Source organism: Pontibacter liquoris (assembly GCF_022758235.1).
Lineage (GTDB): Bacteria > Bacteroidota > Bacteroidia > Cytophagales > Hymenobacteraceae > Pontibacter > Pontibacter liquoris.
This window is the reverse complement of the sequence record NZ_JALEBG010000001.1, coordinates 1,051,383-1,078,289: the sequence shown is the minus strand read 5'-3', so window position 1 is coordinate 1,078,289 and position 26,907 is coordinate 1,051,383. Positions and strand designations below refer to the sequence as shown.

Genomic DNA, 26,907 nt, shown 5'->3' with positions numbered 1-26,907 from the left:
CGAGGGTTGCTATCTGCCTGTCATTCAGGTGCCCGTGTTCTTTCGGCGGCGTGCATCGCTTTGCCCGATCTGTCATCCGGGCGAGGGGTGCGAGCCAGCCTGATGCCCGTGTATTGCCATCTTAACTGCGGATGGAAAAAATTACGGTAACTGGGCCGGGTGTGTCCCGGCGGGGTGACCGTGGAAGCGCCGCGAAGCACCATTTGATTCACCATAAATTTGCCGTTATACTCTCCTACAGGACCGGCGACTCTGCTGTATCCGGGATAGGGCAGATAGGCACTGTGTGTCCACTCCCACCGGGTCCCCCACTTGAATTGATGACATGCGGCTTCCCACTCGAATTCGGTTGGCAACCGCATTCCCTTCCATGCCGCAAAGGCAGCTGCCTCGTAGTAACTGACATGTGTCACTGGCTGGTTTACATCCAGCAGCTGCATTCCGGATGCCCCGTAGGAGTGCCACTGGCCTTCTATCCGGTGCCAGTAAAGGGGAGCGTGCACGTTGTTGTTTTTGACCCAATCCAGGCCCTCGGCGTGCCAGTATTCATGTTTGCGATACCCTCCGTCCGCGATGAATGTGCTATACTGCCCATTGGTGACCAGTTCCTGCGCTATTTCATAAGCTGAAAGGAAGACGGGGTGGGCCCCCAATTCATTGTCGAAGCAAAATCCTCCCCCCCTGTAGCCTATGTTATAGAGGCCTTCTTGTATGCCAAGAAATTCGTCAGCAGGATGCGCTGTTTCCACAGGCTCCGTTATTTCGTTATACGCGGGAAAGAGCGGATTATGCCCTAAGATATATTTGATGTCAGCCGCCAGCAATTCCTGGTGCTGCTCTTCATGGTTGAGTCCCAGCAACGTCAGCATCTTGAGCTCATCGCTGACCAGCAGGCACAGGAACTCATCCATTGCTGCGTCTACATGCCGGCGGTACTGGTAGACTTCCTCCACAGTCGGCCGGCTTAAATTGCCCCGGTTGGTTCGAATAACGCGCGCACCTAAGCTTTCATAGTAACTGTTAAAGACGAAAGGATAAGCGGGATCAAAACAGGCATAATCCGCAAGATGCGGTAAGAGGATGAAGGTTTCGAAAAACCAGGAGGTATGCCCCAAATGCCATTTAGGGGGGCTTACGTCCACCACCGGTTGTACCACATAGTCTTCCGTTTTCAGGCTCGCACAGATCGCTTCACTTCGCTGACGCACGCTACGGTATTTGTCCCTAAGCTCTCTCATGATGGAATTCCTGGCTGTAAATGTTCGGGACTGAAAAGATTGTTGATCGCCTCGGCATAGGTGGGGTGCGCGAACATGGTGTCGCGCAACTGGTCATAGGTGAGGCCTCCCTGCATGGCGATCTGAAACAAGGACATCAATTCACCGCCGCCAGCACTGATAACGGCAACGCCCAGAATCTTCCTTGACTTGTTATCCACCAGTGCCTTTACAAATCCTGTTGTTTCCCCCGTCTCGACCGCCCGGGCGATGGCGGACGTGTTCATTTTTGTAACAGAAAAATCTAAGCCCATTTCACCAGCTTCCTTTTCTGTCAGCCCAATCCTTCCAAGCTCAGGATCGGTGAAAATACAGTAAGGCAGCAGCCGGTTGTGCGGCGGGGAAGCCTGCTGATCAAATAAGTGGTCAGCTACTACCACATAGTCGTGGTAGGACACATGGGTGAAGGCGGGCCCGCCCTTTACATCGCCCAGCGCGTAAATACCCGCCTGGCTTGTTTCCAGGTGGCTGTTCACCGGAATATATCCTTTTCCGTCAAGCCGGATACCTGTTTTTTCCAAACCCAACTCTTCGGTGTTGGGAATTCTGCCCGTAGCCACTAAAAGGTGGGTGCCCTGAAGTGTGGAGGATTTCCCGGCAGACAAAATCTCTAGCTGCACCGACTCCTGCGCACCTGCGCTCACCCGTGTGATGGTTGCGTCCGTCCGGATTTCCACGCCTTCCCCTTCCAGCATCCGGGTAAGCAGCAAGCCCACATCCTCATCTTCCTTCGGTAATAGGCCGGAAGACTTTTCCAGTATCGTCACCTGGCTGCCCAGCCGCCGGAAAATCTGTGAAAATTCAAGTGAAACATAGCCCCCTCCAACAATGATCAAATGGTTTGGCTGCTGTTTCAGGGCCAAGGCGGTCGCGGAGGTAAGAAAGTTGACGGCTGGCAACCCTTCCAGGTCAGGGACCCGGGCCCGGGCTCCCGTGTTGATAAATATCAACTCGGCCGTCATCGCTGTGAAGCGCCCATCGGCTAACTGCACACGGACTTCCTTATAGCCAGCGAAACGGGCCTTTCCATGGTAGCAAGTCAGATTCGGGGTCTGGCGCAAGGCGTTTTCCAATCCTTCCCGGAAATGGCTTACAACATGGTTCACCCGCTGCATAACGAGCTCAAAATCCGGCGTGTGCTTCTTTAGGGGCATGCCATATTTTGCAGCGCCCCGGGCCTGAAACACGTTTTTCGCGATGCCGACCAACGTTTTGGTGGGCGTACACCCCCAGTTGATGCAAGTCCCTCCTATACACGCCAACTCGACAAGGGCGACGCGCCTGCCTTCCGCCGCAAGCCTTTTTGCCAGGGGGTTGCCTGCCTGCCCGGAGCCTATGATGATTGCATCGAACTTTTCCACTTTGTTTGCTTTAAACAGCTGTCCAAATTGTATCCATAAACCATGATCTGGTATCCAGGAATTCTGCCGTAGGGGTAAACCCGTTATCGATCGCCATTTGGCGGACCTGGCTTTTTGTGTATTTCTGCGATATTTCGGTCCAGATACATTCATCTTTCTCAAAGGGTATGCTGGCACCGGGCAGATGCACCACCATCTCGCGTAGACAAACAAGATAGCTTTTGGCCGATCCGGTCAGCGGATCATAGCTGCAATAGTGATCAAAATGGTCAACCCTGAAATCTGCCGCCAATTCGCGGTTCATTCGCTCGAGCAGGTTCAGGTTGAATTGCCGCGTAAGCCCCTCCCCGTCATCGTATGCGCGTTTGATAACAGCCGGGTTTTTGACGAGATCAAATCCGATGATACACTGATCTCCGGGCTGTAAAAATCCCCGTAACGTGCTGCAGAACCGGTTCGCATCGGCTATGGTCATGTTGCCGATATTGCCCCCTAAACACATCACAACCTTCCGCTTCCCGGGTATTAAGCCGCGGAATGCCATAGTGTCAAAGTAATCACCGACCAGCCCATCGCACTGTAAATCCGGAAACGCAGCAGGCAGGAAGCATGCTAGCTCCCGGATGACATTTTCCGATATATCGATCGGCACGTAATTAAACGAAGCCTTTGCAGCCAGAAGGGCACCCAACAGGTGAACGGACTTCGCACAATTGCCGGGCCCTAGTTCAATTAGTTCAAAAGCCGTGTCCGGCCCGGTTAAAAAGCCTACAATCTCATTGGCTTGCCGTGTGAAAATCTCCATCTCACAGGTGGTGAGATAATAATCGGGGGACATCATGATTGCCTCAAAGAGACTGTCGCCCTTTTTGTCATAAAAGTATTTGGACGGCAGCCTTTTGGGGGTTTGCATCAGTCCGTGAATAACATCGCAATAAAATTCGTTGCTGTCTGTTTTAAGCCTGCTTTCACCTGCATCCGTTGCTAACATACATTCCGTAAGGTTAAAAAAGTAAGGTTAATAAATGAACTGCATTCCGCCTGACGACCTATCGTCATGAAAGGATAAGGAGAGCAAATTAGGACCCTGAACGCTGGATTACATTGATATATGTCACATAATGCTGCGCGAAATTGCTCCGCTCCCGGCCGGGGAAGCCACAAAGGCCTGTTTAAATGGATGGCTGCCCTCTGCTGTGTACAGCCGGGACCACCCCCGGCGAAGTGGACTGGAGGAAAAGGAATTTATAGCACTTACGCAGCAGTTCCCGGCACCGAATCAAGCCGTGTTAGATTTCTTTTGCCAACTTGCCGGCAGTGCGTTGGGCTTCATGCCAGGGGGCACGCCTGGCTTGCGCTTTCCCTCATACTGAACGCCAACCCGTTGAGCTGGGACGGATTGGCTGCAATCCGGTCGGCAGCGCCGCCAACATCTGGCATAGCCGGATTCCTTCCCCTTCCCGCCCCTGGCTTCTACAGGTTATTGATATAGCCGTCCAACGCGATCGCCAGTTTTTCGAAGACTTCATCTTCGACTTGCCCGTCGCGCTGTTCCCAGGCATCAACGCCGCTCCCATTCTGCCCCATGGTCGTGAGATGCTGATTGTTTGACACGACAATGAATACGTCATTGCAGGGAATAAACAACAGGTTGTAATAATCGCCGGTATCGTAAAGGTCCATTTCTAAATGAAAGGCTTCCTGCGGCATTTGGGGTCCGTAAAGGTCGTAATCGTCGTCTTCCGTCATCATAGGGTATGTATTTAAAATTGAAATTCACAAGGCGTAAAAGGAAAGGGACACAAGCGCCAAAACGTGTACTTAAAGGCGGCTCCAGCAAACGTCCTCTCCCTCGCTATAGCACTTTTGCTATATGTCTTAGGGCATATGTTATCTGAAAAATAGACGGATACCATACCCTCTTTACGAAAGAAACAGGGCTGAACCTCCATAAAAACGGCCATTTATCGCCCGCTTAGGCGGCGTTTACAACAGAAAGTCCTTTTTGTCCATTTATAAAGCCTTTTCTAAGGAGTAGCTTCGTTGCCAAGACAGGTGGCTGATGATCCGAAACTATGAAAAGAGAAGCTAACCGTGCATGCACCGGTTTTGGTTTAGCCGGCATAAAAGGATCAATCAAGATATGCCCTCCTGCCTGCCGTGAGAATGCAGCGGTTTTTACTTCATGTAATTAGTTCAGCTTATTGATGTCCTTGCTCATACTTGATTACTTTGAAAGTTATATAAGAACACAAAGCTTATTTTCTGACGAAGAGATTGCGACCATTAAGTCCCTGGCCATATCGAAGCAACTTAAAAAGAAGCAACACCTACTCCGTCCGGGAGATATCTGTAGGTTCCATACCTTCGTCTGCAGTGGCTGCCTGCGATCCTATCGGGTCGACGGCAACGGCAGCGAACACATCTTTAATTTTTCGCCAGATAACCATTGGGTCTGCGACCCTGTAAGTCTTGCAAACCAAACGCCTGCCGATGAATTTATAGATGCCTTGGAGGATAGTGCCCTTATCCAGTTTTCAGTGTGTAACTATAAAACCCTGTTGCAGGAAATACCCGGTTTCAACGCACTGAACACCCAGATCATGGCAAATGACTGCCGCAGCAGCCGGGACCGAATATACATGATGATCAGCCACCAGGCAGAAGAAAGGTACCGGCATTTTATCCGTAGCTTTCCACAATTGCACCAGCGCCTCCCCATCTTTATGATCGCTTCCTATCTCGGCGTAAAAAGGGAAACGCTTACCAGAATACGCAGCAATATGGGCTACCTCTGATGGTTGTCCCGCACCTTGTCGTTTCCATCCTGCAGGGAACCGGTGGTGACAGCACCTTGCACGCTACCGTGTTGCCTTGCAGCCCAGCGAAAAGCGTGGTCGCCATCCTGACCATACCCGAATGCCAGCTAGGCCTTGCTGCAGAACGGGTCAGGAGCGCGAGCAGCAGCCCTCAGTCGGGTGGTGCTGCCTTAGCCAGTGTCTTGCTTCCTACGAACCCTTCCGGCTTAGTGAAGTAAACAAAACTAGCTGTCTGTCTACCTGTTATCAATGACATATGTCACAATATGCACTTGTCCTACTCTGTGACGTAGCTTCTGTCCTTCCTGATGTCCTGGAGCATGGCAATAATCGTGTCTAACTTCTCTGATTCAAGTCGCTTGAGCCCGACCTGCAGTTCTTCGATTTCGCGTTTTGATTCAAGGTTGGTCATGTAATCATCATTGGCTTGCACGCGGTCCCGGGCACTTTGCCGGTTTTGAGCCATCATGATGATCGGTGCTGCATAAGCGGACTGAATTGAAAACACCAAGTTGAGCAGGATAAAAGGATAGGGATCCCAGTGCAGAAGATAGGCTGTTAAATTGATCCCAGCCCAAACCAGGATGATGGCGGTTTGAATGATAATGAACCTCCAGGAGCCCATTATGTTTGTTACTTTATCGGCAAGATGATCGCCAAAGCTGCAGCTGGACTCATGCTGCTCATGCCAAGTTTTGTTATTTTCCATTGTTAAAAGCTATTTCACTGAACATACCGGCTTGCACGAGTCTGTATATCGCGCTTTGTAAACAGGCCACACCTCCCAGCCCGCGCGGGCCCCGGTCATTTAAATGGCGGAGATCAACCTGCTCAGGGTGCAGGCCTCCCCCCTCCGGTTGCTTTATGAACGTGGCGCCTGTGCGCGTCCTGGTAAGGGCCGCAACCGCCTCCCATCCTGCGCAGCAAGCCGGCCAACATGGAGCATCTCTAAAGTTATACGGGAAATACCAGTCTCCCATTGACTTGGTTTGCCGCCGGAAAAAGAGCATGTTTCCCCTTGCCCGGTTCTCTGGCAGGCTTAGCTGACGCCCCGTTTGTCGTGGCTTGTGCAACGTTTCCAAAAGGATGCCTGCAACAAACGTGGCTTCTTTTTACGCTGCTCGTCCTGGCTTTAGCATCCGCGCTGCAGCATCCGGCAGCCCTGCAAGGCAGCGCATAAAGCTCCTTCTTTTTGTAAACTTTCTGTCCTGGCCTGTAACTTAACAGGCTGCCCGCTCCTTTCCATTGACATATGTCACATAATGCAGGAGAAAGAGGCACCCAGGGAAGAAGGCAACGCCGCATCGCTCCGCTGTGGACTTCTGTTCTGAATCAAACCGGAGCCTGTCCCGCTTTATAAGCTACTCTTCTGAGACGGCTGTCCTTTATAATACTGGTAGCCAGCCAGATATATTCCTGTGCCTGCTCATCGAATCCCAACATCGAAAAAGCACTCCCCACAGGGCATGCAGGAAAATCAGGATATCCGACCCGCAGCACATACCGCTCACTGTTTTTATCAAACTCGCCTGGCGTCACTTTCTTTAGCCCATATTTAAAATAGGGATCGGCGTCATCATAGATATAAGGGATCAACGGTACGTTTAGGAGCATCCGGGATATGGTTTGATCTTCCATATAAGTGTACATCCCTAACAGATCTATCATCAACCCCCGCAGCCCCTCTTTAGGAATGAACAGGGCAAATAAGTTCTGTGTATTAAAAGCCTCTTCGGTGATATCAAACTGATAGGCTCCTTCGATAAGCACGTCGTCTTCTTCAAATCCCAGGTTCGTTTCTTCTGAAACTATCAGGTTATCTTTTATGATGAAGGTATCGGAATACCCTTTGAGGCGTAACTCTTCCACTACCTTTACCAGATCGTTTTCATATAATACCATAACTCTGCTTTATTTTTGTTTTCTTATTGCTGCCGGACTGCTCATCGCTTCCGGTAAATGCGCTTTGTTTCATTACTTCGTTGGCAGCATGCTGTCCATCCTCATGCGCTTATCCCATTGATTTACCCGGAGCCCTGCTTGCGGCTAAATTCTTTATCTCCCGGGCTGTGCCCTGGCTCCCTTCTCAAGGAGTCGCCTGCCTGAACGATTTACGATAGACATCCGGCGAGACATCAGCCCGTAGCTTAAAGAAGCGGCTGAAGTAAGCTACGTCGTGAAAGCCAAGTTCGCTCGCGATCTCTTTAACCGGCTTATCACTTAAATATAATTCATGCTTAGCCTGTGTTATGATGCGTTCTGAGATCATGTCCCCAACCGTCTTTCCCATATGCTGCTTTGCTGTACGGTTCAGTGTTTTGACGGTAACGTTCAGTAATTTTGCATAATCCGCTGGCCGGTGCTTGCGGTGAAAGTTCTCCTCCACGGCATTGACCAGCTCGCGCACAATATAATGGACCTCTGAGAGTGCCTCCAAAGGGATCATCCCTTTTTCCATCTTGATCCGGGAGGCATAGATCATGAATATTTTCACCCAGGATATCGCGATATCATAACGCCCCAAACGGTCATTGTTGAGTTCTAAAAGAAGCTTGTCCAGCGGATACAGGAGCTGGGCCATTTCCTCCTGGCTGATTTTTATTAAGGGATTTTCACCGATACTCTTAAAGAGGACCTGCTTGCTTGTCAGCTCCATTTCGTATTTATGGTTCCAGAAAAAGTCCGGATGAAACTGCAGTAAGATCCCATCCAGGGAGCCCTCCGCTTCGATTTGAAAGGGTTGATAAATCGGGAAGCGAATCAGGCAGTTTTCAGAGAAATCATACTTGGCCCTGTCAAAGGTTACCTGGCCTTTCCCTTCCCTTATCAAGATCACTTTGTAACAGTTAAAGCTTTTCAGGCTTTTAAAATACATATCGCCATCAAGCTGTATCAGCTTAAAGGCAAGCACGCTCGTCAGCGGGTTTACCAATTCTATTTTCAATAGTTTATCCATCATCCAACAATTTTCCCAATGCTATTTACTTGACAATGACATAAATACCGATATTCTCAAAGGTTTAACAAGCGCCATGAAAGGGATTTTTCCCGAAAGCATCACGCACCCAGCATTTACATCCCTCCAGGCAAATGCTTGAGCGTTGGCCACGTAACCGGTCACGTGAAGCCTGCTGGTTAGCGCCCTACAAGCTGATTGCCAGCCGCTGTATGCGCTTTCCGGGTTCTTCTCATCGCGATGCGTGAGTTACAGGTACCGGGGTAGTGGCTGCGTCTGCTGGTGGGTAATTGCCCATGCCTGCCGGTAGTGCAGCATCGTCGGACAGATGCGTGTCTATCGCGATCTCGCCTTGTAACAACCTGGCCACCGGGCAGTTTTTTGCTATCCAGAGCAGCCTTTCCTTTTGCTCATCGGTCACCGGCTGGCCAAAGGAAACAGTCCTGAGGATCGTGGTCTTGAAAGGGTCTGTCTCTTGCACCATGTTTACCGAACAATGTAAGTCTGTGATATCCCACTCCTTACGCTTGATATACATGCGCAAGGTGGTCAACGTACACCCGATCAATCCCGAGAGGACAGTTGTAAACGGGTCCGGGCCGATATCTTGACCGCCATTGAAGGGCGGCTCGTCCAGCACCAGCTGGCCAGCTCTCCAGTTGATTGTAACCCCCTGCCCGTCTTTTACCAGGTCGCCGGTAATATCTTGTGGGAATAGGGCCGCGGGTTGCTTTTTACGTATCATGCTATCTGAATTAGAAGGGTTTAGGGACTATGTTTTATTTAAGGAAAATGCCGGGGGTGTCCTCCTTGTAAATAGGGATGTGTTAGACCAGTGGATCGGCTCACGGGTGACCACGTAGTACACGGGCATGTTCAAGGGTGACTCAGGCAGGACAATCTGTAAACGCTTGCAGCTATCGTCGTTTAATGCCATTGTCGAGGCTCCCATAATATACCGGTATGCATGCCAGTAAAAGGCTACCTGCACTCACTGAAAAGACAGAGTAATTCAGGGGTGCCCTTATCCCTAAAAACAGGGCCATGCATACAGCGAAGATGAGTGTCAGCAAAAAGCCACCATATGCCGCAACTCTTGTTTTATAACCGATAATAAGGCATATGCCGATCAGTATTTCGGCGATCGTGGCAAGCACGCCCATGCTACTTGCCAGCTGGCGGCTCAGGAAAGGTAAAAGCATTTGGGTATAGGCTGCAAAGTTTTCCCAATTACCCCAGCTTACCCCTTTCTGCCCGGCCTGGCCGACCAACCCCAAGCGGTCGGCTACAGGTACCAGAAAACCTATACCGAGCGCTAAACGAAGATATAATTGCGGAATCCGAAATGTGTTTGTCATTGTCTAATTGCCTCTGTGACTCAAAAAAGTTTGGGATATCGCCTGACCGCTTTCCCTTGGTGCCCCCGTGCCCGGGGAGGCCGAAACGACCGGTCTCCCCGGATCCTTATGGGCGAACGCGGATGATCGTCTTCCCCTTGACCCGGCTGGTGGGATTGAAGGCGGCCACAGCGTCGTCGAGGGCAGCGATGCTGCCGATGTTCGTTTGCAGCCGCCCCTGGCGTACCCGCTGGACAATCTCACCCAATTGGCTGCGATCGGCAGCGACAACAAAGTCAACGGCCGTGCCCTTTGCGGGCAACGCTTCGACCGGCCCGACGGCGGACACCAGGATGCCCCCGGCGCGAAGCAGGCCTGCTGACCGCTTCCCGATGGTGCCGCCGATGACATCGAAAATTAAATCGACCTCTCCGACGTCTTCCAGGGTCTCATTCTCAAGATCGACAAACTCCTGGGCGCCGTAGTCGAGAACCAGCTGCCGGTCGGCGGCGCGCCCGGTGCCAATGACGTAGGCCCCGGCTTCCCAGGCAAGTTGCGTCACCATCGAACCGACGGCACCGGCCGCGCCGTGCGCGAGCACGCGCTGGCCGGCCTGCAGGCGCCCGTGCTCGAAGAGCCCCTGCCAGGCGGTCAGGCCCGAGATCGGCAGGCTCGCGCCCACCGTGAAATCAACGTCGCCCGGCAGCGGTGCAAGGTTGCGTGCCTCGACCGCAACATACTCGGCCAGGGTCCCGTCACGGTACCAGTCCGTAAGGCCGAACACCCGCTGTCCTACCGACAGCCCCGTCGTGCCATAGCCCAGGGCGGTAACCACCCCCGCCAGTTCGTGCCCTGGAATCGTCGGTGTCCGGTCACGGCCGAGCCGATCGGCCCAGGTGGAAGGCCATTCCAGTTCTGTCCCGACGAACCCCGAGGCATGCACCTGAACGATGACGTCGTTTATCGCTGCCTGCGGCATGGGCCGCTCCGCGAGTTTCATGCCGGCCTTGCCAGCAGCCTGGTCCCCTACAATGATGGCTTTCATAGCACACCTCCTTTCTTGCTCACCAGCGAACATCCCCGTGGGGAAGTGAGGTGACCGTACATTTTTGTGTTCAATCCTATCTTCAGCATGACTTTCTTATTCTAGGTGGGACAATGATTTAATAATGGAAAGGATAAAGCTAAGCCTTAATTTGGCTACCTTTGTGGGCCAATTTCAAAATACACAGGGGTCCAGTTATGATTCAGAAGATTCTTGAGATTTCATTTAAAAAAGACGGGCAGCACAGACCTTTATACCAGCAATTAGAATCTGAAATTATTCAGCTGATTTGTCGTGGCATCTTGAAACCAGGACAGGCACTTCCCTCATCACGTGAACTGGCGCAAAGCCTGCAACTGAATCGCAAAACAGTGGTGGCGGCCTACGAGGAATTAGGTGCACAAGGTTGGGTGGAAACCAAGGACAGAAGCGGGGTTTACGTATCCAGTCACCTGCCTGATACGTCGGCTCTTACCATTAACGAAAATACCAAGAAGTTGATGCACAGCCCGCTACCTAGTTATCCCTTGCTGCTAAAACGACCCTCCACGGGCACGAGCCTGACAGGCCCCAATAGCGACACCAATGGCCTTGTGACACCGCCCCCGATTTACATAATTGATGATGGTTTTCCTGATCCGAGAATTGCGCCCATTGAAGAACTGGTGCGCGAATACAGAAGGTTTGGAAAGGGTCGCTTCACAAATCAGCTTCTCATGTATGGCCCGGAGCAGGGCTCCTATCGCCTTAGGGTCGAACTGGCGACCTTTTTAAACCGGACCAGGGGGATGCAGGTTACTGAAAAGGAAATACTGATAACGAAGGGGACCCAGATGGCCATCTATTTAACAACGCAGCTACTCATCCGTCCCGGAGATACGGTATTTGTGCCGGAACCCGGTTACAAGGATGCCAATCTGACCTTTAAGCTGGCGGGCGCTGACCTGGCCTTTATCCCGGTAGACAAGGACGGGATGGATGTGGACATGATTGAGCAGTTGTGTAAACAGAAAGTCCCCAAGATCATCTATATTATCCCCCATCACCACCGGCCGACCACGGTTACCCTGAGTGCAGAGCGGCGCATGCGGCTGATGAACCTGGCCCACCAGTACGGATTTGCCTTACTTGAAGATGATTATGATTTTGATTACCACTTTTCCAGTAACCCGCTTTTGCCTTTGGCAAGCCTGGATACGAGTGGCCATATCATATATGTGGGATCCTTTTGCAAAAGCATTGCGCCCGGTATCCGCATCGGGTTTATGGTGGCACCCGAGGTGGTGATAAACGAAGCCGCTGCGATTCGTAAATTAATAGACCGGCAAGGGGAACAGTTGCTGGAAGAAGCGACCGCTGAGCTCTTGAGTACGGGTGATATTTCCCGGCACATCAAAAGGTCGTACAAGGTTTATCAGGCACGGTTGGAAAATACGTGCCGGTTGCTTGAAGAGCAGCTGGGAGAATATTTAACCTTTGAGCGGCCCAACGGCGGACTGGCCATCTGGGCTACCTACAGAAAGGATATAAGGGCAGCAGCAGTAGCCCTGAATGCAGGAAAGCTGGGCTTAAAGATCAGTGATGGCCATAATTATTTTTTTCAATCCCATATTGCCCGGCCTCATGACTTCATCCGCATCGGTTACTGTTCTTTAGATGAAACAGAAATGGCCGGAGCAATTCAGCTTTGGAAACAGGCCCTTGCTCCCTATGCTGCCAAAAGGTAGGTTAAAATTCTAACGCCAACGGTAGGGCTTAGCGGACGATCAGTTTAAAGGTCGCTACTTGCAAGGAGGTGGTCACCTGCAGCAGGTAGACCCCTTTAGCCTTTACATGCGCTGCCAGTTCAAAGGCCTCTACCTGATGGGCTTCCATCGTGCCGTCAAAAAGCGTCTTCCTGCCGCTGCCTGTCAGCGACCTCAGTTCGATCTTAAGCTTACCCGCGGTTTCGGCGCTTACCTGAAGCACGCCATGAAGCGAGACAGGATTCGGATAAACCTGGATAGCAGGGGCTAAAACAGGCCCCGCCGCAAGCCGGGCAAGGGCACTGGAAGCATGTGCCGTTAGCGCCGGGCCAACGGCCGACGCACTGGTACATGCCCCTAGTACGGCTCCGCGTTCCAGTTCTTTGGCCACATTTCTCTCTATTACTTTGCGTACCCTGCCATTGAGGCACAAAACCACCACATTCGGCTTATTGCCGATGGTGGTGGTATCGCCTCTGACATCTTCAACTATCACGGTTACCTTACTACTCGCCGTACAGCCCAGGCTATCCGTCACCACAAGCCCGTACGTTGTCGTGACGGTCGGGCAAACCGGCAGGTCTTGCGTGGTAGCACCCGTACTCCACTTATAGGTATAGGGGCCCAGCCCCCCTGTAGCTCTTGCCGACAAGGTCGTGCAGCTTAGCGGTTCATACCCGTAATAGACAAGCGTTTCCGGGCCCGCATCCGCAAGCAGGGCTTCGGCCACGCGTATGACGGCGGAGGTGCTTACCCCACAACCGCTGCTGTCGGTGTAGGTATACGAAAGGGTATGGGTACCTGTCCCGGCAAGGGCAGGATAAAAGTACCCCTCCTGCACCCCGGCTCCCTGGTACGTACCGCTCGCCGGGCTTCCCCCGGTCAGCGCAAGCGGGGCCGATGTGAAACATACCGTGGAAGGCAGTTGCAAGGTGACTGTTGGCAGGACCGTCTCATCGAGCCGGATATGCACATGTTCACTCACACAGCCCAGCGCATCCACAACAATACCGGTATAGTCGCCTGAGGCAAGCCCATCAAAGACAGCCGTGCTTTGAAACGTTCTCCCCTCATCCAGCGAATATTGGTAGGGTGCCCTTCCGCCTCCCGCATTCAACGCGACCACACCGGTATACGTACCTGAGCAGGGGCGCTTGACCACCGTATACTGTGGGGCTGGTAAGGAGCAGGCCGCTACCGAAATAATAAAATCTCGCAGGATATAAGCCCCGGTATATTCCCCGTTAATTTTTTCCCTCACTTTTATATTAATGAGCCATTTCCCCTCCACCGGCTTCTCCCAGGTCAGCAGGCCGTTGCTGCTTACCTGAAAGCCTGTCTCCTGTAATTTCTGATACACGGAATCCGGCAAACCGTAGGGAACATCCAGTTCATATACCTGCTCATGGCCGTCGGGGTCCTGCAGCTGCAGGCTAAAGCTGATGCTGTTGCCCGGCTGGAAATTCAACAGGGGCAAATCCTGCAGTATGGGGGAAGAACTGGGTGCCGCCAACGAAAAGTTTACGACAGCAAACAACCCGATAGGGTTGTTATCAAAATTGGCACCCACCGAACGGCAGCAACTTTTCCAGGAAATTTCGTAGACGCCCGGCTTGCTCCACGTGACAAGCTGCTTTTGAAAGTGTTCTACCGTACTGCTATCCGGCAGCAACGTTTGCGAAACCGTGCGCATCGGGGTTTCGAATTTGGGGCTGCCCTGGAAGCGCGGCACAATGGAGCCGATTTCACTTTTGTCCCAATAGCTCTTCACCAGGATCTCATACCTTCCCGCTCCCAGGTCGTTATAGGAAATGGTGCCGCCCCGGAAATGAGACGCCCCGGCTGTAAAGGAAATACAAAGGCAGCAAAACAAAAAGCCCCAAAGCCGGTAAGCGCCATAGCCCTTGTGCAGCGCAGACATATATGGGAAGCGGGTGGGCTTGCTGCGAAGCGAAAGCATTGAATCAGTTGGTTCCATCTTTTCGTGTTAGGGGTGCTCCCGGCCCTGACTTTTGGGAATAAAGGCCTGCTAAATACAGACTCAATATAGGAATAGGAACCCATTAACATATAAAAATCGCTATATAAGGGAAAAATTCTTTGTTCCAACACATATCATATACTTTAAGTGATATGGTTTGCATTATTCAATGCCCTCTGTTCTCCCTGATTTGCGCTAACCTCCCGGTCCACCCGGCCCGGCCCTGCTTCACCGGAAAAACAAAGCCCGTTCACCGGATAGTATCATATTACTTTAATTCAATTTCAGAACAGCTTTCCCTTTTACCAAGCCTCTATCTACCCGCCAGACACCGCGCCATCAAATAAAACGCATTACTTTTATTAGTGACTACACAACAGGTCGATACCCTGTTTTTAGCTCCCACACTTGCTTAATCAAATGAAAGCACATACTATTGCAGATACACACCAACCAAATATATACAATATACTTAATATTTTAATTTTTATAATTATACATATGATACGCTATTCACTTGCCTGACTCGTTTGCCTGGGCACACCGCAAAAACAGCTGCAGCTGGCTGGCGCTATTTTTGTATTATTAAAAGCCCTGGCAAGGACTCACCCAGATCGAATGCCGCGCCCTGCCTGCAAGTGTGCCCTGGGTATATGAAACTTTTCACACACGCACTCCTTCCCTCTTGTTATAGCATTCACAGCTTTGGCAACATGATTTCCGCCTCCTAAACGCCTATGATACGCATCCTGCCTTTTCTACGACACTTGTTTTATTTCCCGGTATTGCTGGGTTTCACAGGCACGATTGCCTGCTTGCTCTCCTTCCCTGCCCAGGCTGCCCCAAACACAGTGAGCAGGTTGCCGGCCGCTACTCCGGTTATTGAAATAGCAAGTGAGCCATCCCAGTTTCTGGCTGCGCAGGGGGAAGAACAAACCCAATTTTATGTGATCTACTTCAACGACTTCCCCCCCGGTCAGTCGGGCTTCATCTCCGTTTTGGATCCTTCCGGCTCCTTTACGATTTCCACGCAGGAGACAACAGGCTTTGGCGCTACCCTGGAAATCAAGCCCAACGGCGATGGTTCCCTGGACGCCGTTACAGTCTATATCCGGTATCAGCCCACCGATGATCAGTATCATCTGGCTTCCTTATCCCACAGCAGTACCGGAGCAGAAACACAGACCTTTTCTGTGGAAGGCTATCCCCCGCTTGTCCCGCTGCCCGTGCAGCTAGTGTTTTTCAAAGCAAGCCGGCAGTCGTCCTCTGTCGTCTTCGACTGGCGGGCTGCCCCGGACGAGGACCTCTCCCATTTTGAACTCGAGGCCTCTTCCGATCCGCAGCAGGGTTTTCACACTATCGGGACGCTGGCTTGCCTGCCGCAGCACGCACTGGCAGAAACAGACTATCATTATGTCTATCAGCCCCCGACCAAGAATCCCACCATGTATTACCGCCTGGCCCAGGTCTATTTGAACAATGCCCCCTTGTATAGCAAGATCGTCGTGGTGGAAATGCCGCCTGTCCTGAAAACAAGCATCCTTGCGTATCCGACCCCATTCCTGACAACATTACAGCTCCATGTCGCTGCAAGGGAGGATGCCTTTTTAAAGGTAGTGGTGCATACCCTGCACGGGGAAGAGGTCCTGAGCCAGACCTATCGTGTACTGTCTGGTGAAAATGAAATTGCGCTCGATACCACCCGGGTATATGCACGGGGCATCTACCTGCTGACAGCCGCGCTAAGTGGCAGTGTCTATACATGTAAAGTGGTAAAACTTTAACCTTCAGCCTGTTCTGCAACATGTCATCAGAAATCGTGAAGCGGGTACCGGACATTGGGGACCTTCACGCCACTTACCCTAAATATGATTTGCTATGCATACTGGCCAGAAGCTCAGCTAAGTGCCCCTTTTAGGGGCGTTATTCCATACGAATTATAACTGTTGCAGGGTATGTCTGAAAGTACCTAGATCCCCCTATCAGGGCTTCTTCTTCCTAGCAAATTTATCCAACTTAACAGTTCTTCTCCTTTGCTCACAAACAAGGTGACTGGCAAGGCTGCAAGTTCAAAAATAAAGGAAACTTGTAAGTTAGATTCACCCCTGTGTTGGATTTCCCTCCATGAACAGCAAAGTTGTGAGTCAATCATTTATTTGTTTTATGTATTACTTATATTGAATTAAGTACGTATAAGTCTTTCTTATAAAGGGCAGCTCCCGTTTGGGTAGCCCAGCGCGTCAAACGATGTTCAACAGCTCCTATACCATTTGTTTATGACAAACTTATACCCCAACAGCATCACCGAGAAAATAGGCCGGTATTCCCCTGATATGCTTTGCGCCATTGACAAGGACGGGCGTTTTGTGCAGGTAAGCCAGGCTTGCAAACATCTCCTGGGTTATGAGCCACATGAACTGGAAGGTAAACGCTACCTCGACGTTATATCTCCGGAAGATAAGGCTGCTGCTATGGAAATTGCTCAGAACGTGATACAAGGAGGCTACACAGCCTCTGACATCGAGAACAGGTATGTGCAGAAGAACGGAAAAAAAGTTTGGATCATGTGGTCTGTTACCTGGTCGGAAGAAGACCAACTGATGCTTTGCATCGCACGCGATGTTACCGGGCGAAAGAGCAACAGTATAAAGGCCAATGAAGGTGAACAACAGTATAGGGCGCTGTTTGATCATCACCCGGATCTTATTTTCTCTGAAAACAGAGCAGGGATAGTTACACAGGTTAACGACTCATTTTGCAGGGAGCTTGGGTGCGACCGTGACAAGGTCCTCAGGCAGCCTGCCACCTCGTTCCTCCCGGCTGACATGGCGAATGTCAACAAGATGTCTTTGCAGCAGGCCCTGCTGGGCAGCACTCTCAGGTATGATGTAACGCTTGCAGACCAGAACCAGGAGCTGAGAGTATTCGATACGGTAAAGTTTCCCCTGATTGAAAACGAGGAGATCGTCGGGGCACAGACCATTCTAAAGGACATCACGCCCATCGTGCGATCTTATGAGCTTATCGAGCAGCAGGCAAAAAAGCTGCACCACATGCTGGAGAGTATCACCGACGCTTTTTTTTCTTTGGATAAGGACTGGCGGTTTACCTACGTCAATTCTGTTTATGCTGCCCATGAAGGGTGCAGGAAGGAGGAACTGCTTGGGAAAAACATCTGGGAAAAGTTTCCGCAGGCTGTTTCGACCGTATTCTTCCGCCAATGCAAAGAAGCTGCTTCGAGTGGCCTTTCCTGCCATTTTGAAGAAACCTTTCCTCATTCCGGCACCACATACAGGTTCAAGATCTATCCTTCCGCTGAGGGGCTTTCTGTTTACTTCACGGATTTCACCAGGGAGAAGAAGCTGCATGAGGAGCTTGAAAAGCTTTCGCTGGTGGCAAGCCACACCGACAATGGCGTGATCATCACAGATGCCCACGGAGTAACGGAATGGGTCAACGAGGGCTTCACAAAAATGACAGGTTATACCCTCGCTGACATAGCAGGAAAAAAGCCAGGCCAGATCCTGGCGGGAAAAGAAACCGACGCTGCCACTACCCAACAAATCGATCAGACCCTCAAGCATAGCATAGCCTTTACGACTGAGCTGGTCAACTACAAAAAATCAGGTGAAAAATTCTGGACCTCCCTGGACATAACTCCTGTTTACAATGAGGCCGGCAGCGTCACGCGGTTTATCGGGATCCAGAAAGATATTAGCTCCCGAATGGAAGCCAGGGCTAACGTACTGCAAATGACCGAAGACCTGCATGCGCAGAATGCGGCCCTGCAGCAGTTCACCTACATTGTATCGCATAACCTCAGAGCGCCCGTTGCCAATGCGCTGGGTTTAGCAAACTTGCTGGCCAGGTTAGACAAAAACTCAAGGGCTTTTGATACGACCTTGACTTACCTGGAGAAAAGCATAACAGAAATTGACACTGTGTTGAAAGATGTTAACACCATCCTCTCGATACGTAACAGGCAGCAGGTCCTGGAAACAGAACAAATACCGCTGGCTGCTATATTAGAGCAGGCATACCTGCTTCTGCAGGAAACGTTGCTAGATTGTGGCGGCGAGCTTGAGGTAAAGATCTCAAACGACCGCACCATTAAGGCCAACAGAGCCTACCTCTACAGCATCTTCTATAACCTGCTCTCCAACGCCATCATATACCGGTCGCCGGAGCGTCCGCTCCGGGTGCAGGTGGCATGCCATGACAGCCCCGAAGGAGGCGTGCTCATTTCTGTCTCTGATAACGGAATGGGCTTTGATACCAAGCAGGCAGGGCAGCATATTTTCAAGCTCTACCAAAAGTTTCACCAGGAGGCCAAAGGCCGGGGTTTTGGTTTGTTTCTGGTAAAAAAGCATGTAGAAGCAATGGGAGGAACCATTGAAGTGAGCAGCCAGGTGAATGTAGGAACCAGCGTCCAGATCTACTTACCCTGATCGAAATGAAAGTATACACCGCAGATGAGGACCCGATCAGCTGCCACCTGACTGCCTTCGTGTTACGGGCAGCCCGCACGAATTGGAGACCTCCAATAAGCGAGCAGGTAGCAATGTATGCGATGCTCTCAGCCGTTTACTTCAAGCGAAGGGCTTTTCTTATCCCCCTCTTTAATGGCTTGATCGACTTGAAGCATTAACAAAGATTCAAAATTCGTAGTACGAGAGGGTACCAAGTATAATTTAACGCGCTAGCATCTTATCGAGAAGTTAGCTTTTATATTTCGAGGGGATGTTCAATTCTCACTTTCCAAATGTCTTCGTACAGAAGATTCAGCTTTGAAGTACCCGGAAAGAACGAATACGAGTAGTGCCGCTAGATGCCCATTTCCGGAGGCAGAATGCATGTGCAAAAGTGCCGGTTTACAAGCTTCCTTCAGAACTCTTACACCGGCACAGCACCTCCGGGAAATGCGTTTGGTTTATTACAAGCGTCCCTCCTCCTCGCTCGTGCCCGTTTTGCGGTTGCGTGCTGCTTTTACTTTGTTGCTGCCGAATTTATAATCGAATGTCAGGTTCAGGCGGCGGCTCTCCCATTGGTTTTGCCAGTACATGTTCACGTTGTTGTAAGCTAATGTGGCTCTGAAGCGGCTGGTATTAAACACGTCACGCAGTTTCAGGCTTAGCGTGGCTCTGCCGTCCAGCAGGGTTTTCTGCGCCCCCAGGTCCAGCTGGTAGCCGGATTTTGTCTGGTACAGCCCTTGCACCGACGGCGACATATAAAAGGCTGAGAGCTGCAGCTTGTAATCCCTTGGCAGGTTGATGTTCTCTTCTGTGCTGGCCGACCAGCTGAAGCGGGAGCTGTTATACTCCGATCCCTGCAGCGGCGAAGTAACCGTGTTATAAGAACCTTCCAGTTGCAGGGTAGCTGTCCACCAATCCTTCAGGGGCAAGCTGCCACCGCTGCTGGCGCTCAGGTAGGTGGCTTTGCTCAGGTTTTCAGGCCGGCTGATGCTTACCTTCTTCCCATCGTTCTGGCTGATCACGTTTGACACAAAATTATTCGTCTCGATATAGCTCAGGCTCAGCAACTGGAAGCTCTTGCAGGTATAGTTAAACTGCAGCGAGTTAGAGAAGGAAGGCTGCAGAAACGGGTTGCCTTGCAAGGCTGTGTAGGGATCGGAAAAAAAAGTAAACGGGTTTATACTTCGGTAGGATGGGCGGCTGATGCGGCGGCTGTAAGATACCGAAAACTGGTTGCTTTTGTTTGCGTTGTAGCTTACGAACACGCTTGGGAAAAACTTCAGGTAATCCGGGTTTATCTTATCTCCTGTGGTGGCTGAATAGCCATCGGCAATGGTTTGCTCTGCCCGAAGGCCGGCTTTCATACTTAGTTTGTCACCCAGATTTCCGCTCAGGCTCAGGTAAGCAGCATGTATGGTTTCGTTGTACTCAAAGCTGTTGGTGCGCAGCTTATCGTTTACCCATTCCAGCTCCTGCTGCTCTTCAAATTTGATATCGCTCTCGTTGCTAACCCAGCTGGTTTTTAAACCAGCCTCTGCTTTGTATCCTTTGCCAAACGGGTGCACATAATCCATTTTCAGCGACCGTATACTTGTCTGGGCTATGCTGAAGCTGCGAAGCAGCAAAGGAGACTGTGTCGCTTCCCCGGAAGCTGCGTAGAAGTTGTTCGTAAAGTGCTCATCAGCATTGCTGCTGTAGTTTACCAAGTCCGCATCGAAGGTTAGACTGCGGCCTGTGCTGTCGCTGTCGAATTTATAGTTGAGGTTCAGGCTATAGTTGTCGGTACTGGATTCTTTGGGATTGTGCATGCCCATATGTCCGAACACCTGACCACCGACATCGTAGTTGGTGGAGTTGCTGGTAGTCAGGGTGTTCTCCGGCGAGGCATATCCTTTGGCCATGATCCCTATGGTATGCTTCTTGCTGATAAAATAATCGGCGCCTGCCGTTGCATCGTAGCTGTTGGTGACCGGGTGCCAGTAGTTTACCTGGTTGTAGAGGCTGTCGTTGATGTTGCGCTTCAAGGTAAGGCGGTTAAAGGAGTTGTAATGGCCCGTGTTCAGGCGGGTATACAGGCTCACCTTACCGGTGTTAAAGTTCAGGTTTAAGCCTCCCCATACTTTCTCATACTTCCCATAACCGGCACCCAGGTTCACGGAGCCGTTCATGCCCAGCGTCTCGTCCCGTTTAAGTTTGATATTGATGATACCGGCTGTTCCCGCTGCCTCGAACGAGGCGGGGGGATTGGCAATCAATTCCACTTTGCTAATGGCCGAGGCAGGCAGCGACTTGAGGTAGCTCTGTAGCTCGGCTCCGCTCATGTAAGTCATTTTGCCATTGATTAGCACCTGTACCCCGCCGCTTCCCCGGAAGATGATGTTGTCGTCCTTATCCAGCCGCACGCCCGGCGCATACTTGAGCACCTCCAAGGCATTGTCGCCAGCCGTGTTGAGCTGCTCCACGTTCATCACCACGCGGTCTGCCTCCTGCTCCAGCAGCGGCTTCTGCCCTTTCACCACCACTTCCTGCAGCGCATTGGCTCTTTCCTGCAGGGCTATACCCGGCACCTGCACCGCCTGCTGCTTCACCTCGAAAGCCATGCTTCTGCCCGGCGTAAAACCTACCATCAGGGCCTTTACCGTATACCTGCCCGGCTTCACCTGCGCAAACGTATAGGCACCTGCCGCATCCGTCATCTCCGATGCTACAACGGCTGAATCGGGCAACTGCAGCAACACCACCGACACATAATCGAGCGGCTTTTGCGTGGCGGCATTTGTTACGCTTCCTTTTACTGTGGCTGAAGTCTGTGCCCAGGAAGTTATCACAAAGAAGTACAAGCCTATAGCCATTGCTATACTTTTGCATGTATTTTTTCTTTTGTCTTTTGTTGTGGTAGTAAAAGCTTTTTTCATGGCTCTATAATTTTGTTTTATTCCTATTGAGCCGAAGATATGGCACCGTTTATCCTATCCAAAGTATATTATCCAGACGGCCTCAACTATTATCCTAAACCTAGAAAAGCAGCCGTATACGGGTTGAAATCAGAAAGGCGGGGATTGGCATAATAAAACCACGGGCTGATATAATAAAAGTGCGGCTAAGCTGACTTATCTATACTTTTAGAATATGAATGCACGACAAAAAAAGATAGGACTGCACCTGCTGGGCTGGATGCTCTATTTCGGCTATACGCTTTTAGGTTATTTTATCTATAACTGGAAATTCAATATACTCATGCTGAAGTTCTCCTCCGATATTCTATGCCTGGTGGAGTTCTATTCCTGCTATCTTTTGGTGCTACCTTTCTGGATGAAAAGGAAGAACTGGCTCATGCTGGGACTTGGTATACTGGGTGTGATGCTGCTCTATACTTGCCTTCGCTATGGTATTGAAGAAACTATCTTCCCCATTTTGTTCGGGTTCAGGAATTACGGCGAAGGCACGACCCTTACCTATTATTTTTTCGATAACCTTTACTGGGCTTTGCCTGGAATCGTTTTAGGAGCCGTGGTTTGGTTTTTTGAGGTGACCTTAGAGAAGGAACGTGAAAACCGCACCCTAAAGCAGGAAAAAACGCAGGCAGAACTGGCCTTTCTGAAAACACAGATAAACCCGCACTTTCTCTACAACACGCTCAATTATTTATACTCGCTGGCTTACCCGGTATCCGATAAGCTGGGCGGAGCGATTATTAAGTTATCAGACCTGATGCGCTACATGCTGCACGAAAGCAAAGACGGCAAAGTAGAGCTGCAGAAGGAAGTGGATTACCTGCACAACTACCTCGACATCTATCGCCTGCGCTTCGAAGACAATTTCTTTGTCAACTTCAACATACAAGGCCAGGTAAACGGGCAGCGCGTGCCGGCGCTGGTGCTCATTCCATTTGTAGAAAACGCCCTGAAGCATGGCGTGGTAGACGATGCCGCTGCCCCCGTAACCATAAACCTGCAGCTGCAGAAAGACAGATTATACTTTGATGTGAGCAACCGTATCAACCAAAACCAGAAAGACCAGACCACCGGCATTGGCCTGCCTAACATCCGCCGCCGCCTGGATTTGATTTACCCCGGCAGGTATAGCCTGGACGTGCAAGAGGATGGCCAGCAGTATAAAACCACGCTGAAGCTGCAGACCGTCTAAATCAGGATGTACAGAATTTTAAGAGGGACAGGATGTTGCCCTGCAATAATCTGCTATACCCATGGTGCATGGTAATCCTAAACAAAGTATATTAATCCTGAAGATACCTTCATCCTGAAAATCCTGATACAGACAAAAACTACTATTTTAACTCGGAACTCCGCATCCCTAACTCAGAACTCAATCAAATGATCCGTTGCATTGCCGTTGACGACGAAGCTTACGCTGCCAACATCCTTGCCGATTACATCAGCAAGGTGCCTTTCCTGGAGCTGGTAGGTAAAACCACCAGCCCGATAGAGGCCATCAACTGGGTGCAGGAAGGCAAAGTGGACCTGGTGTTCCTGGATATACAGATGCCGGAGCTGACAGGCATTCAGTTTCTGAAGCTCTGCGGCAGCAAGTGCAAGGTTATACTGACCACTGCCTACCCGGAGTATGCGCTGGAAGGCTACGAGCATGACGTGGTGGATTACCTGCTCAAGCCCATCCCATTCGACCGGTTTTTGAAGGCCGTGCACAAAGCGCACAGTATGCTGCAGCGACAGCAGGAAACAGTACCAGCCGGTATTTCTAGTAAGCCAGAGTATGCTCCTGCCGCCGCACCCGTTCCGGAGTATATGTTTGTAAAAGGCGAAAGCAAAAACAAATTTCTCAAGGTTGCCTATAATGACATCCTGTACGTGGAAGGACTAAAGAACTATGTTTCACTTTACCTGCCTGGCCAGCGTCTGGTCACCTACCAATCGCTCACCGACCTGGCGGGACAGTTGCCCCAGCCACCTTTTTACCGGGTGCACCGCTCCTACATCATTTCTATTGATAAGGTAAGTATGATTGATGGCAACACTGTCTACATTGGCGATAGATCCATACCAGTAGGGGAAACGTACCGGGAGGAGTTCCTGAACATGGTCCGGGAAACCGGCAGAGTTTAGCCTTTGGCCATGCGCAGCATACTCTTTTTACCGGAATGCCGTCAAGTATAAGCCCTCCCTTGATCGGGGGCATTCCCAGGTTACCGGTTTAACCAGGCTGCAGCACCTCTCCTATTTCCCTCGCCATTATCTCTACCCCTTGTAAAAGAGGTAGCAAGCGGAGCTTAAAAGCTTGACCCAATGACGTAGAAGCAAGCTCGCTATGAGCGCCATGTTGCTTTCTGAATGGATATATTTATATAGATGGTGATGATCGCATAGATGGTGATGATCGCACCATTTCAATTTAGAATGACTCTGCGCATACAGCCTGTCATACAAATAGGTTCATGAAAAAGGTAGACGAACGACAGGACCTGCTCCCCTGGCTTATCCGCTCCCAAAAGAAAGTATGAGGCGGTCACCTTCATCTTTTTCCATTACTTAAAGCTAACACAAAGGATTGTTATAGGTGTTCACATAAGCAGTCGAACGCTTTCTCCCGGTACCAGCTTAGGGCTTTGAGGAGTTCTTCGGCCTGCAGAACAACCGTCGGAGAGTAGGCCACTCCCTCTCTTTTCGGGCAGCACTATAGGCCCATTCATGTTTCTGCTGTAGCATAGCCCCATTGTACCATGACAAATGCGCGGCTCTATTTTATACCCTATCGGGGCTAAATCCTTCATTCTAAAACAAAATCATACCCGATAAGGTATAATTTCTTATAATTTAAATTTTTTATACCCTATCAGGTATAAAATCTAATATATTTGTTATCTTTATACCCGATAAGGTATAGAACATGTTGTTAAATGAATTTGTAAAGGAGCGGCGCAAATTAGCCGGGCTGACCCAACCGGACCTGGCGGCAAAGGCCGGCGTAGGCCTGCGCTTTATCCGGGAACTGGAACAAGGGAAAGAAAGCCTGCGCCTGGATAAAGTGAACCAGGTTCTGCAACTTTTTGGGTACCAAGTAGGCCCACTCCCCATCAACCGAAATATTTTAGCAGATGAGGAAGGCAGAAGTTAAATTCGGGGATAAGACAGCAGGCTGGCTCAGCCAGGATGATACGGGGTATCACTTCACCTATGATGCCGCCTACCTCCGCTCCGAGGCTCCGGTACCGGTCAGTCTTACCCTCCCCCTGCAGGAGAAACCTTATTCTGACCGGGTGCTTTTTCCTTTCTTCGATGGGCTGATACCGGAAGGCTGGCTATTGGACATCGCTGAGCGGAACTGGAAACTTAACCCAAGAGACCGGATGGTCCTGCTGCTGGCCTGCTGTAAAGACTGCATCGGGGCCGTGAGTGTTCACCCTATTGCAGAGGAGGAAATCTAATGAACAGATGTTTCTATTGTTATCAGCCCTTGCGAGGAGATTAAGTAGATTTTCATGCAAGCTGCAGCAAAAAACTCTTTGGCCAACTTACCCCTCCCATACTGCCCTACACCGAAGAACAGATGGAGGAACTGGTACGACAAACCGTACGCAGCCATGTGACGGTGACCGGCGTACAGCCGAAGCTTTCGCTGGAACTTTCTGCTGGCGAGAGAGAAGGCGCGCCCAAACGCCTCACGAACGTCGGCCTGTGGGGAGGCTATATCCTGAAGCCACCAAGCAAGCACTATATCGAGCTGCCGGAGGTGGAGGACCTGACGATGCACCTGGCCACAATTGCCGGCATTACGGTCGTACCGCATAGCCTGATTCGTCTGCAGTCGGGCAACCTTGCTTACATCACCAGGCGCATAGACCGCACCCGGAAGGGCAAACTGCACAAGGAGGATATGTGCCAGCACACCGAACGTCTCGCAGAGGATAAGTACCATGGCTCATACGAGCAGATTGCAAAGTCCATACGCAGGTACTCGACCAACCCGGGCCTGGATGTGGTTAACTTTTACGAACAGGTTCTCTTCTCCTTCCTGATAGGTAATGCCGACATGCACCTGAAGAACTTCTCCTTGCTCCTTCAGCCCGCATTAGGGCCGGTACTTGCCCCAGCCTATGATCTGGTGGCAACGGCGCTGGTGAACCGGGCCGACGAGAAAGACATGGCACTGATGCTCAATGGAAAGAAGAAAAAATCAGCCGCAAAGATTTCACAGCAGCTTTCCACACCTCCATGCTGAGCGAGAAACAGCAGGAAAACTTGTTTGGCAAGATGCAGAAAGCAAAGAAAAAATGGCTGGCCTTTATTGCGATCAGTTTCCTTAGCCAAGATTTAAAAGCCGCCTACCAGATAATGCTGCAAGAAAGGTTTTCCAGACTCAACCTTTAATACTGACATGACACAAAGAGGGACAGTGTAAGCATAAGACTTATCTTTTAAAGGAATAATCCTTATGCTTACAGGCAACTTTGCATAGGCAGCAGAGGTTACCCGGTAGCCCTGCCTAGGCTGCTCAACCTCCTCAGGTCTTCCATGAAATGGTTCGAAATCCGTATATTCTTGAGCACCAGTACAATTTCAGGCGCTAGCTACTCTAAAAGTGGCTAGAGTTTTGTGTTTACATTTGGTCGAAACGATTATTTTTTATACTTTTTTTTTAATGGAGCTGCCGCCTTTTCCATTATGTTCTGCCCACACTTCACCCCAGTTAAGAATTTATTCTGACCCTCGTTCTGCTTTGAGCTGGTTAATAAAATGAGAGCGCTTTAACTTTCTGCTTTTTCACTCTATGGCTCCCTGTCCTTTCTTTAATTAAACTTTGAACTGCTGCATACAAAGCTTAGCTGAATAAGTTTATCATCATAAAAAGCCAAAAAATACAACAAAGTTTAGGTCTGCATCCTTTAGTTTCTGATATTATACCTATTCCAGCCATTCGTCATAGCTATTTCAGACT

Annotated in this window: 22 protein-coding genes; 10 read left to right on the top strand and 12 right to left on the bottom strand. The window is 50.6% G+C overall.

The features are described from left to right. Positions 1-20: 20 nt before the first annotated feature. From egtB to LWL52_RS04330, 4 genes are all read right to left on the bottom strand, one after another. Positions 21-1,238: an ergothioneine biosynthesis protein EgtB gene (egtB, locus tag LWL52_RS04345; protein WP_242917269.1), complete on the bottom strand. Its 1,218-nt coding sequence runs from the start codon at positions 1,236-1,238 to the stop codon at positions 21-23. After that, positions 1,235-2,638, bottom strand: a complete 1,404-nt coding sequence (locus tag LWL52_RS04340; RefSeq protein WP_242917268.1) for a mercuric reductase — start codon at positions 2,636-2,638, stop codon at positions 1,235-1,237. Before LWL52_RS04340 ends, egtB begins: the two co-directional genes overlap by 4 nt. A gap of 10 nt (positions 2,639-2,648) precedes the next feature. Continuing rightward, entirely contained in the window at positions 2,649-3,629 is a 981-nt protein-coding gene (locus tag LWL52_RS04335) for an L-histidine N(alpha)-methyltransferase (protein WP_242917267.1), read from the bottom strand. Between the two features lie 482 nt (positions 3,630-4,111). Continuing rightward, positions 4,112-4,390: a hypothetical protein gene (locus LWL52_RS04330; protein WP_242917266.1), complete on the bottom strand. Its 279-nt coding sequence runs from the start codon at positions 4,388-4,390 to the stop codon at positions 4,112-4,114. Between the two features lie 455 nt (positions 4,391-4,845). Between LWL52_RS04330 and LWL52_RS04325 the strand changes: the two genes are divergently transcribed. Beyond that, positions 4,846-5,436: a Crp/Fnr family transcriptional regulator gene (locus LWL52_RS04325; protein WP_242917265.1), complete on the top strand. Its 591-nt coding sequence runs from the start codon at positions 4,846-4,848 to the stop codon at positions 5,434-5,436. A 298-nt stretch (positions 5,437-5,734) separates the two neighbouring features. Here LWL52_RS04325 and LWL52_RS04320 read toward each other — a convergent pair whose 3' ends face one another. From LWL52_RS04320 to LWL52_RS04295, 6 genes are all read right to left on the bottom strand, one after another. After that, a complete protein-coding gene (locus LWL52_RS04320; RefSeq protein ID WP_242917264.1) occupies positions 5,735-6,166 on the bottom strand; it encodes a DUF1003 domain-containing protein in 432 nt (143 codons plus the stop codon). 623 nt (positions 6,167-6,789) lie between these two features. Next, positions 6,790-7,359 carry a hypothetical protein gene (locus LWL52_RS04315; protein ID WP_242917263.1) on the bottom strand — a complete coding sequence of 190 codons (570 nt, stop codon included), beginning with the start codon at positions 7,357-7,359 and terminating at the stop codon, positions 6,790-6,792. Between the two features lie 184 nt (positions 7,360-7,543). Further along, positions 7,544-8,368: an AraC family transcriptional regulator gene (locus tag LWL52_RS04310; protein ID WP_242917261.1), complete on the bottom strand. Its 825-nt coding sequence runs from the start codon at positions 8,366-8,368 to the stop codon at positions 7,544-7,546. Between the two features lie 277 nt (positions 8,369-8,645). Next, on the bottom strand, positions 8,646-9,158 hold the full coding sequence (locus tag LWL52_RS04305; protein ID WP_242917259.1) for an OsmC family protein: 513 nt from the start codon (positions 9,156-9,158) through the stop codon (positions 8,646-8,648). 172 nt (positions 9,159-9,330) lie between these two features. Continuing rightward, positions 9,331-9,771: a DoxX family membrane protein gene (locus tag LWL52_RS04300; RefSeq protein ID WP_242917257.1), complete on the bottom strand. Its 441-nt coding sequence runs from the start codon at positions 9,769-9,771 to the stop codon at positions 9,331-9,333. A gap of 106 nt (positions 9,772-9,877) precedes the next feature. Then, entirely contained in the window at positions 9,878-10,795 is a 918-nt protein-coding gene (locus LWL52_RS04295; RefSeq protein ID WP_242917255.1) for an NADP-dependent oxidoreductase, read from the bottom strand. Between the two features lie 197 nt (positions 10,796-10,992). Here LWL52_RS04295 and pdxR point away from each other — a divergent pair, with 197 nt between their 5' ends. Next, entirely contained in the window at positions 10,993-12,522 is a 1,530-nt protein-coding gene (pdxR, locus tag LWL52_RS04290) for a MocR-like pyridoxine biosynthesis transcription factor PdxR (protein ID WP_242917253.1), read from the top strand. A gap of 28 nt (positions 12,523-12,550) precedes the next feature. Here the strand turns inward: pdxR and LWL52_RS04285 are convergent, their stop codons facing one another. Continuing rightward, complete coding sequence (locus tag LWL52_RS04285) at positions 12,551-14,518, bottom strand: T9SS type A sorting domain-containing protein (protein WP_242917251.1); 1,968 nt, start codon at positions 14,516-14,518, stop codon at positions 12,551-12,553. Between the two features lie 740 nt (positions 14,519-15,258). On the opposite strand from LWL52_RS04285, the gene LWL52_RS04280 reads away from it, so the two are divergent. Together LWL52_RS04280 and LWL52_RS04275 are read left to right on the top strand one after the other, a co-directional pair. Further along, a complete protein-coding gene (locus tag LWL52_RS04280) occupies positions 15,259-16,305 on the top strand; it encodes a T9SS type A sorting domain-containing protein (protein WP_242917250.1) in 1,047 nt (348 codons plus the stop codon). 492 nt (positions 16,306-16,797) lie between these two features. Further along, complete coding sequence (locus LWL52_RS04275; protein WP_242917249.1) at positions 16,798-18,969, top strand: PAS domain-containing sensor histidine kinase; 2,172 nt, start codon at positions 16,798-16,800, stop codon at positions 18,967-18,969. A 485-nt stretch (positions 18,970-19,454) separates the two neighbouring features. Here LWL52_RS04275 and LWL52_RS04270 read toward each other — a convergent pair whose 3' ends face one another. Beyond that, entirely contained in the window at positions 19,455-21,908 is a 2,454-nt protein-coding gene (locus LWL52_RS04270; protein WP_242917248.1) for an outer membrane beta-barrel family protein, read from the bottom strand. 214 nt (positions 21,909-22,122) lie between these two features. Here LWL52_RS04270 and LWL52_RS04265 point away from each other — a divergent pair, with 214 nt between their 5' ends. The 6 genes from LWL52_RS04265 (at position 22,123) to LWL52_RS04240 (ending at position 26,339) form a co-directional block, all read left to right on the top strand. Further along, positions 22,123-23,139 (top strand): sensor histidine kinase, encoded by a 1,017-nt coding sequence (locus LWL52_RS04265; protein ID WP_242917247.1) that lies wholly within the window; start codon positions 22,123-22,125, stop codon positions 23,137-23,139. A gap of 188 nt (positions 23,140-23,327) precedes the next feature. Next, entirely contained in the window at positions 23,328-24,077 is a 750-nt protein-coding gene (locus LWL52_RS04260; protein ID WP_242917246.1) for a LytR/AlgR family response regulator transcription factor, read from the top strand. A gap of 781 nt (positions 24,078-24,858) precedes the next feature. Next, on the top strand, positions 24,859-25,086 hold the full coding sequence (locus LWL52_RS04255) for a helix-turn-helix transcriptional regulator (protein WP_242917245.1): 228 nt from the start codon (positions 24,859-24,861) through the stop codon (positions 25,084-25,086). Next, complete coding sequence (locus LWL52_RS04250; RefSeq protein ID WP_242917244.1) at positions 25,067-25,396, top strand: HipA N-terminal domain-containing protein; 330 nt, start codon at positions 25,067-25,069, stop codon at positions 25,394-25,396. Before LWL52_RS04255 ends, LWL52_RS04250 begins: the two co-directional genes overlap by 20 nt. Before the next feature lie 158 nt (positions 25,397-25,554). Next, positions 25,555-26,190 (top strand): HipA domain-containing protein, encoded by a 636-nt coding sequence (locus LWL52_RS04245; protein ID WP_242917242.1) that lies wholly within the window; start codon positions 25,555-25,557, stop codon positions 26,188-26,190. After that, entirely contained in the window at positions 26,184-26,339 is a 156-nt protein-coding gene (locus LWL52_RS04240; protein WP_242917240.1) for a hypothetical protein, read from the top strand. Before LWL52_RS04245 ends, LWL52_RS04240 begins: the two co-directional genes overlap by 7 nt. Positions 26,340-26,907: the final 568 nt, after the last annotated feature.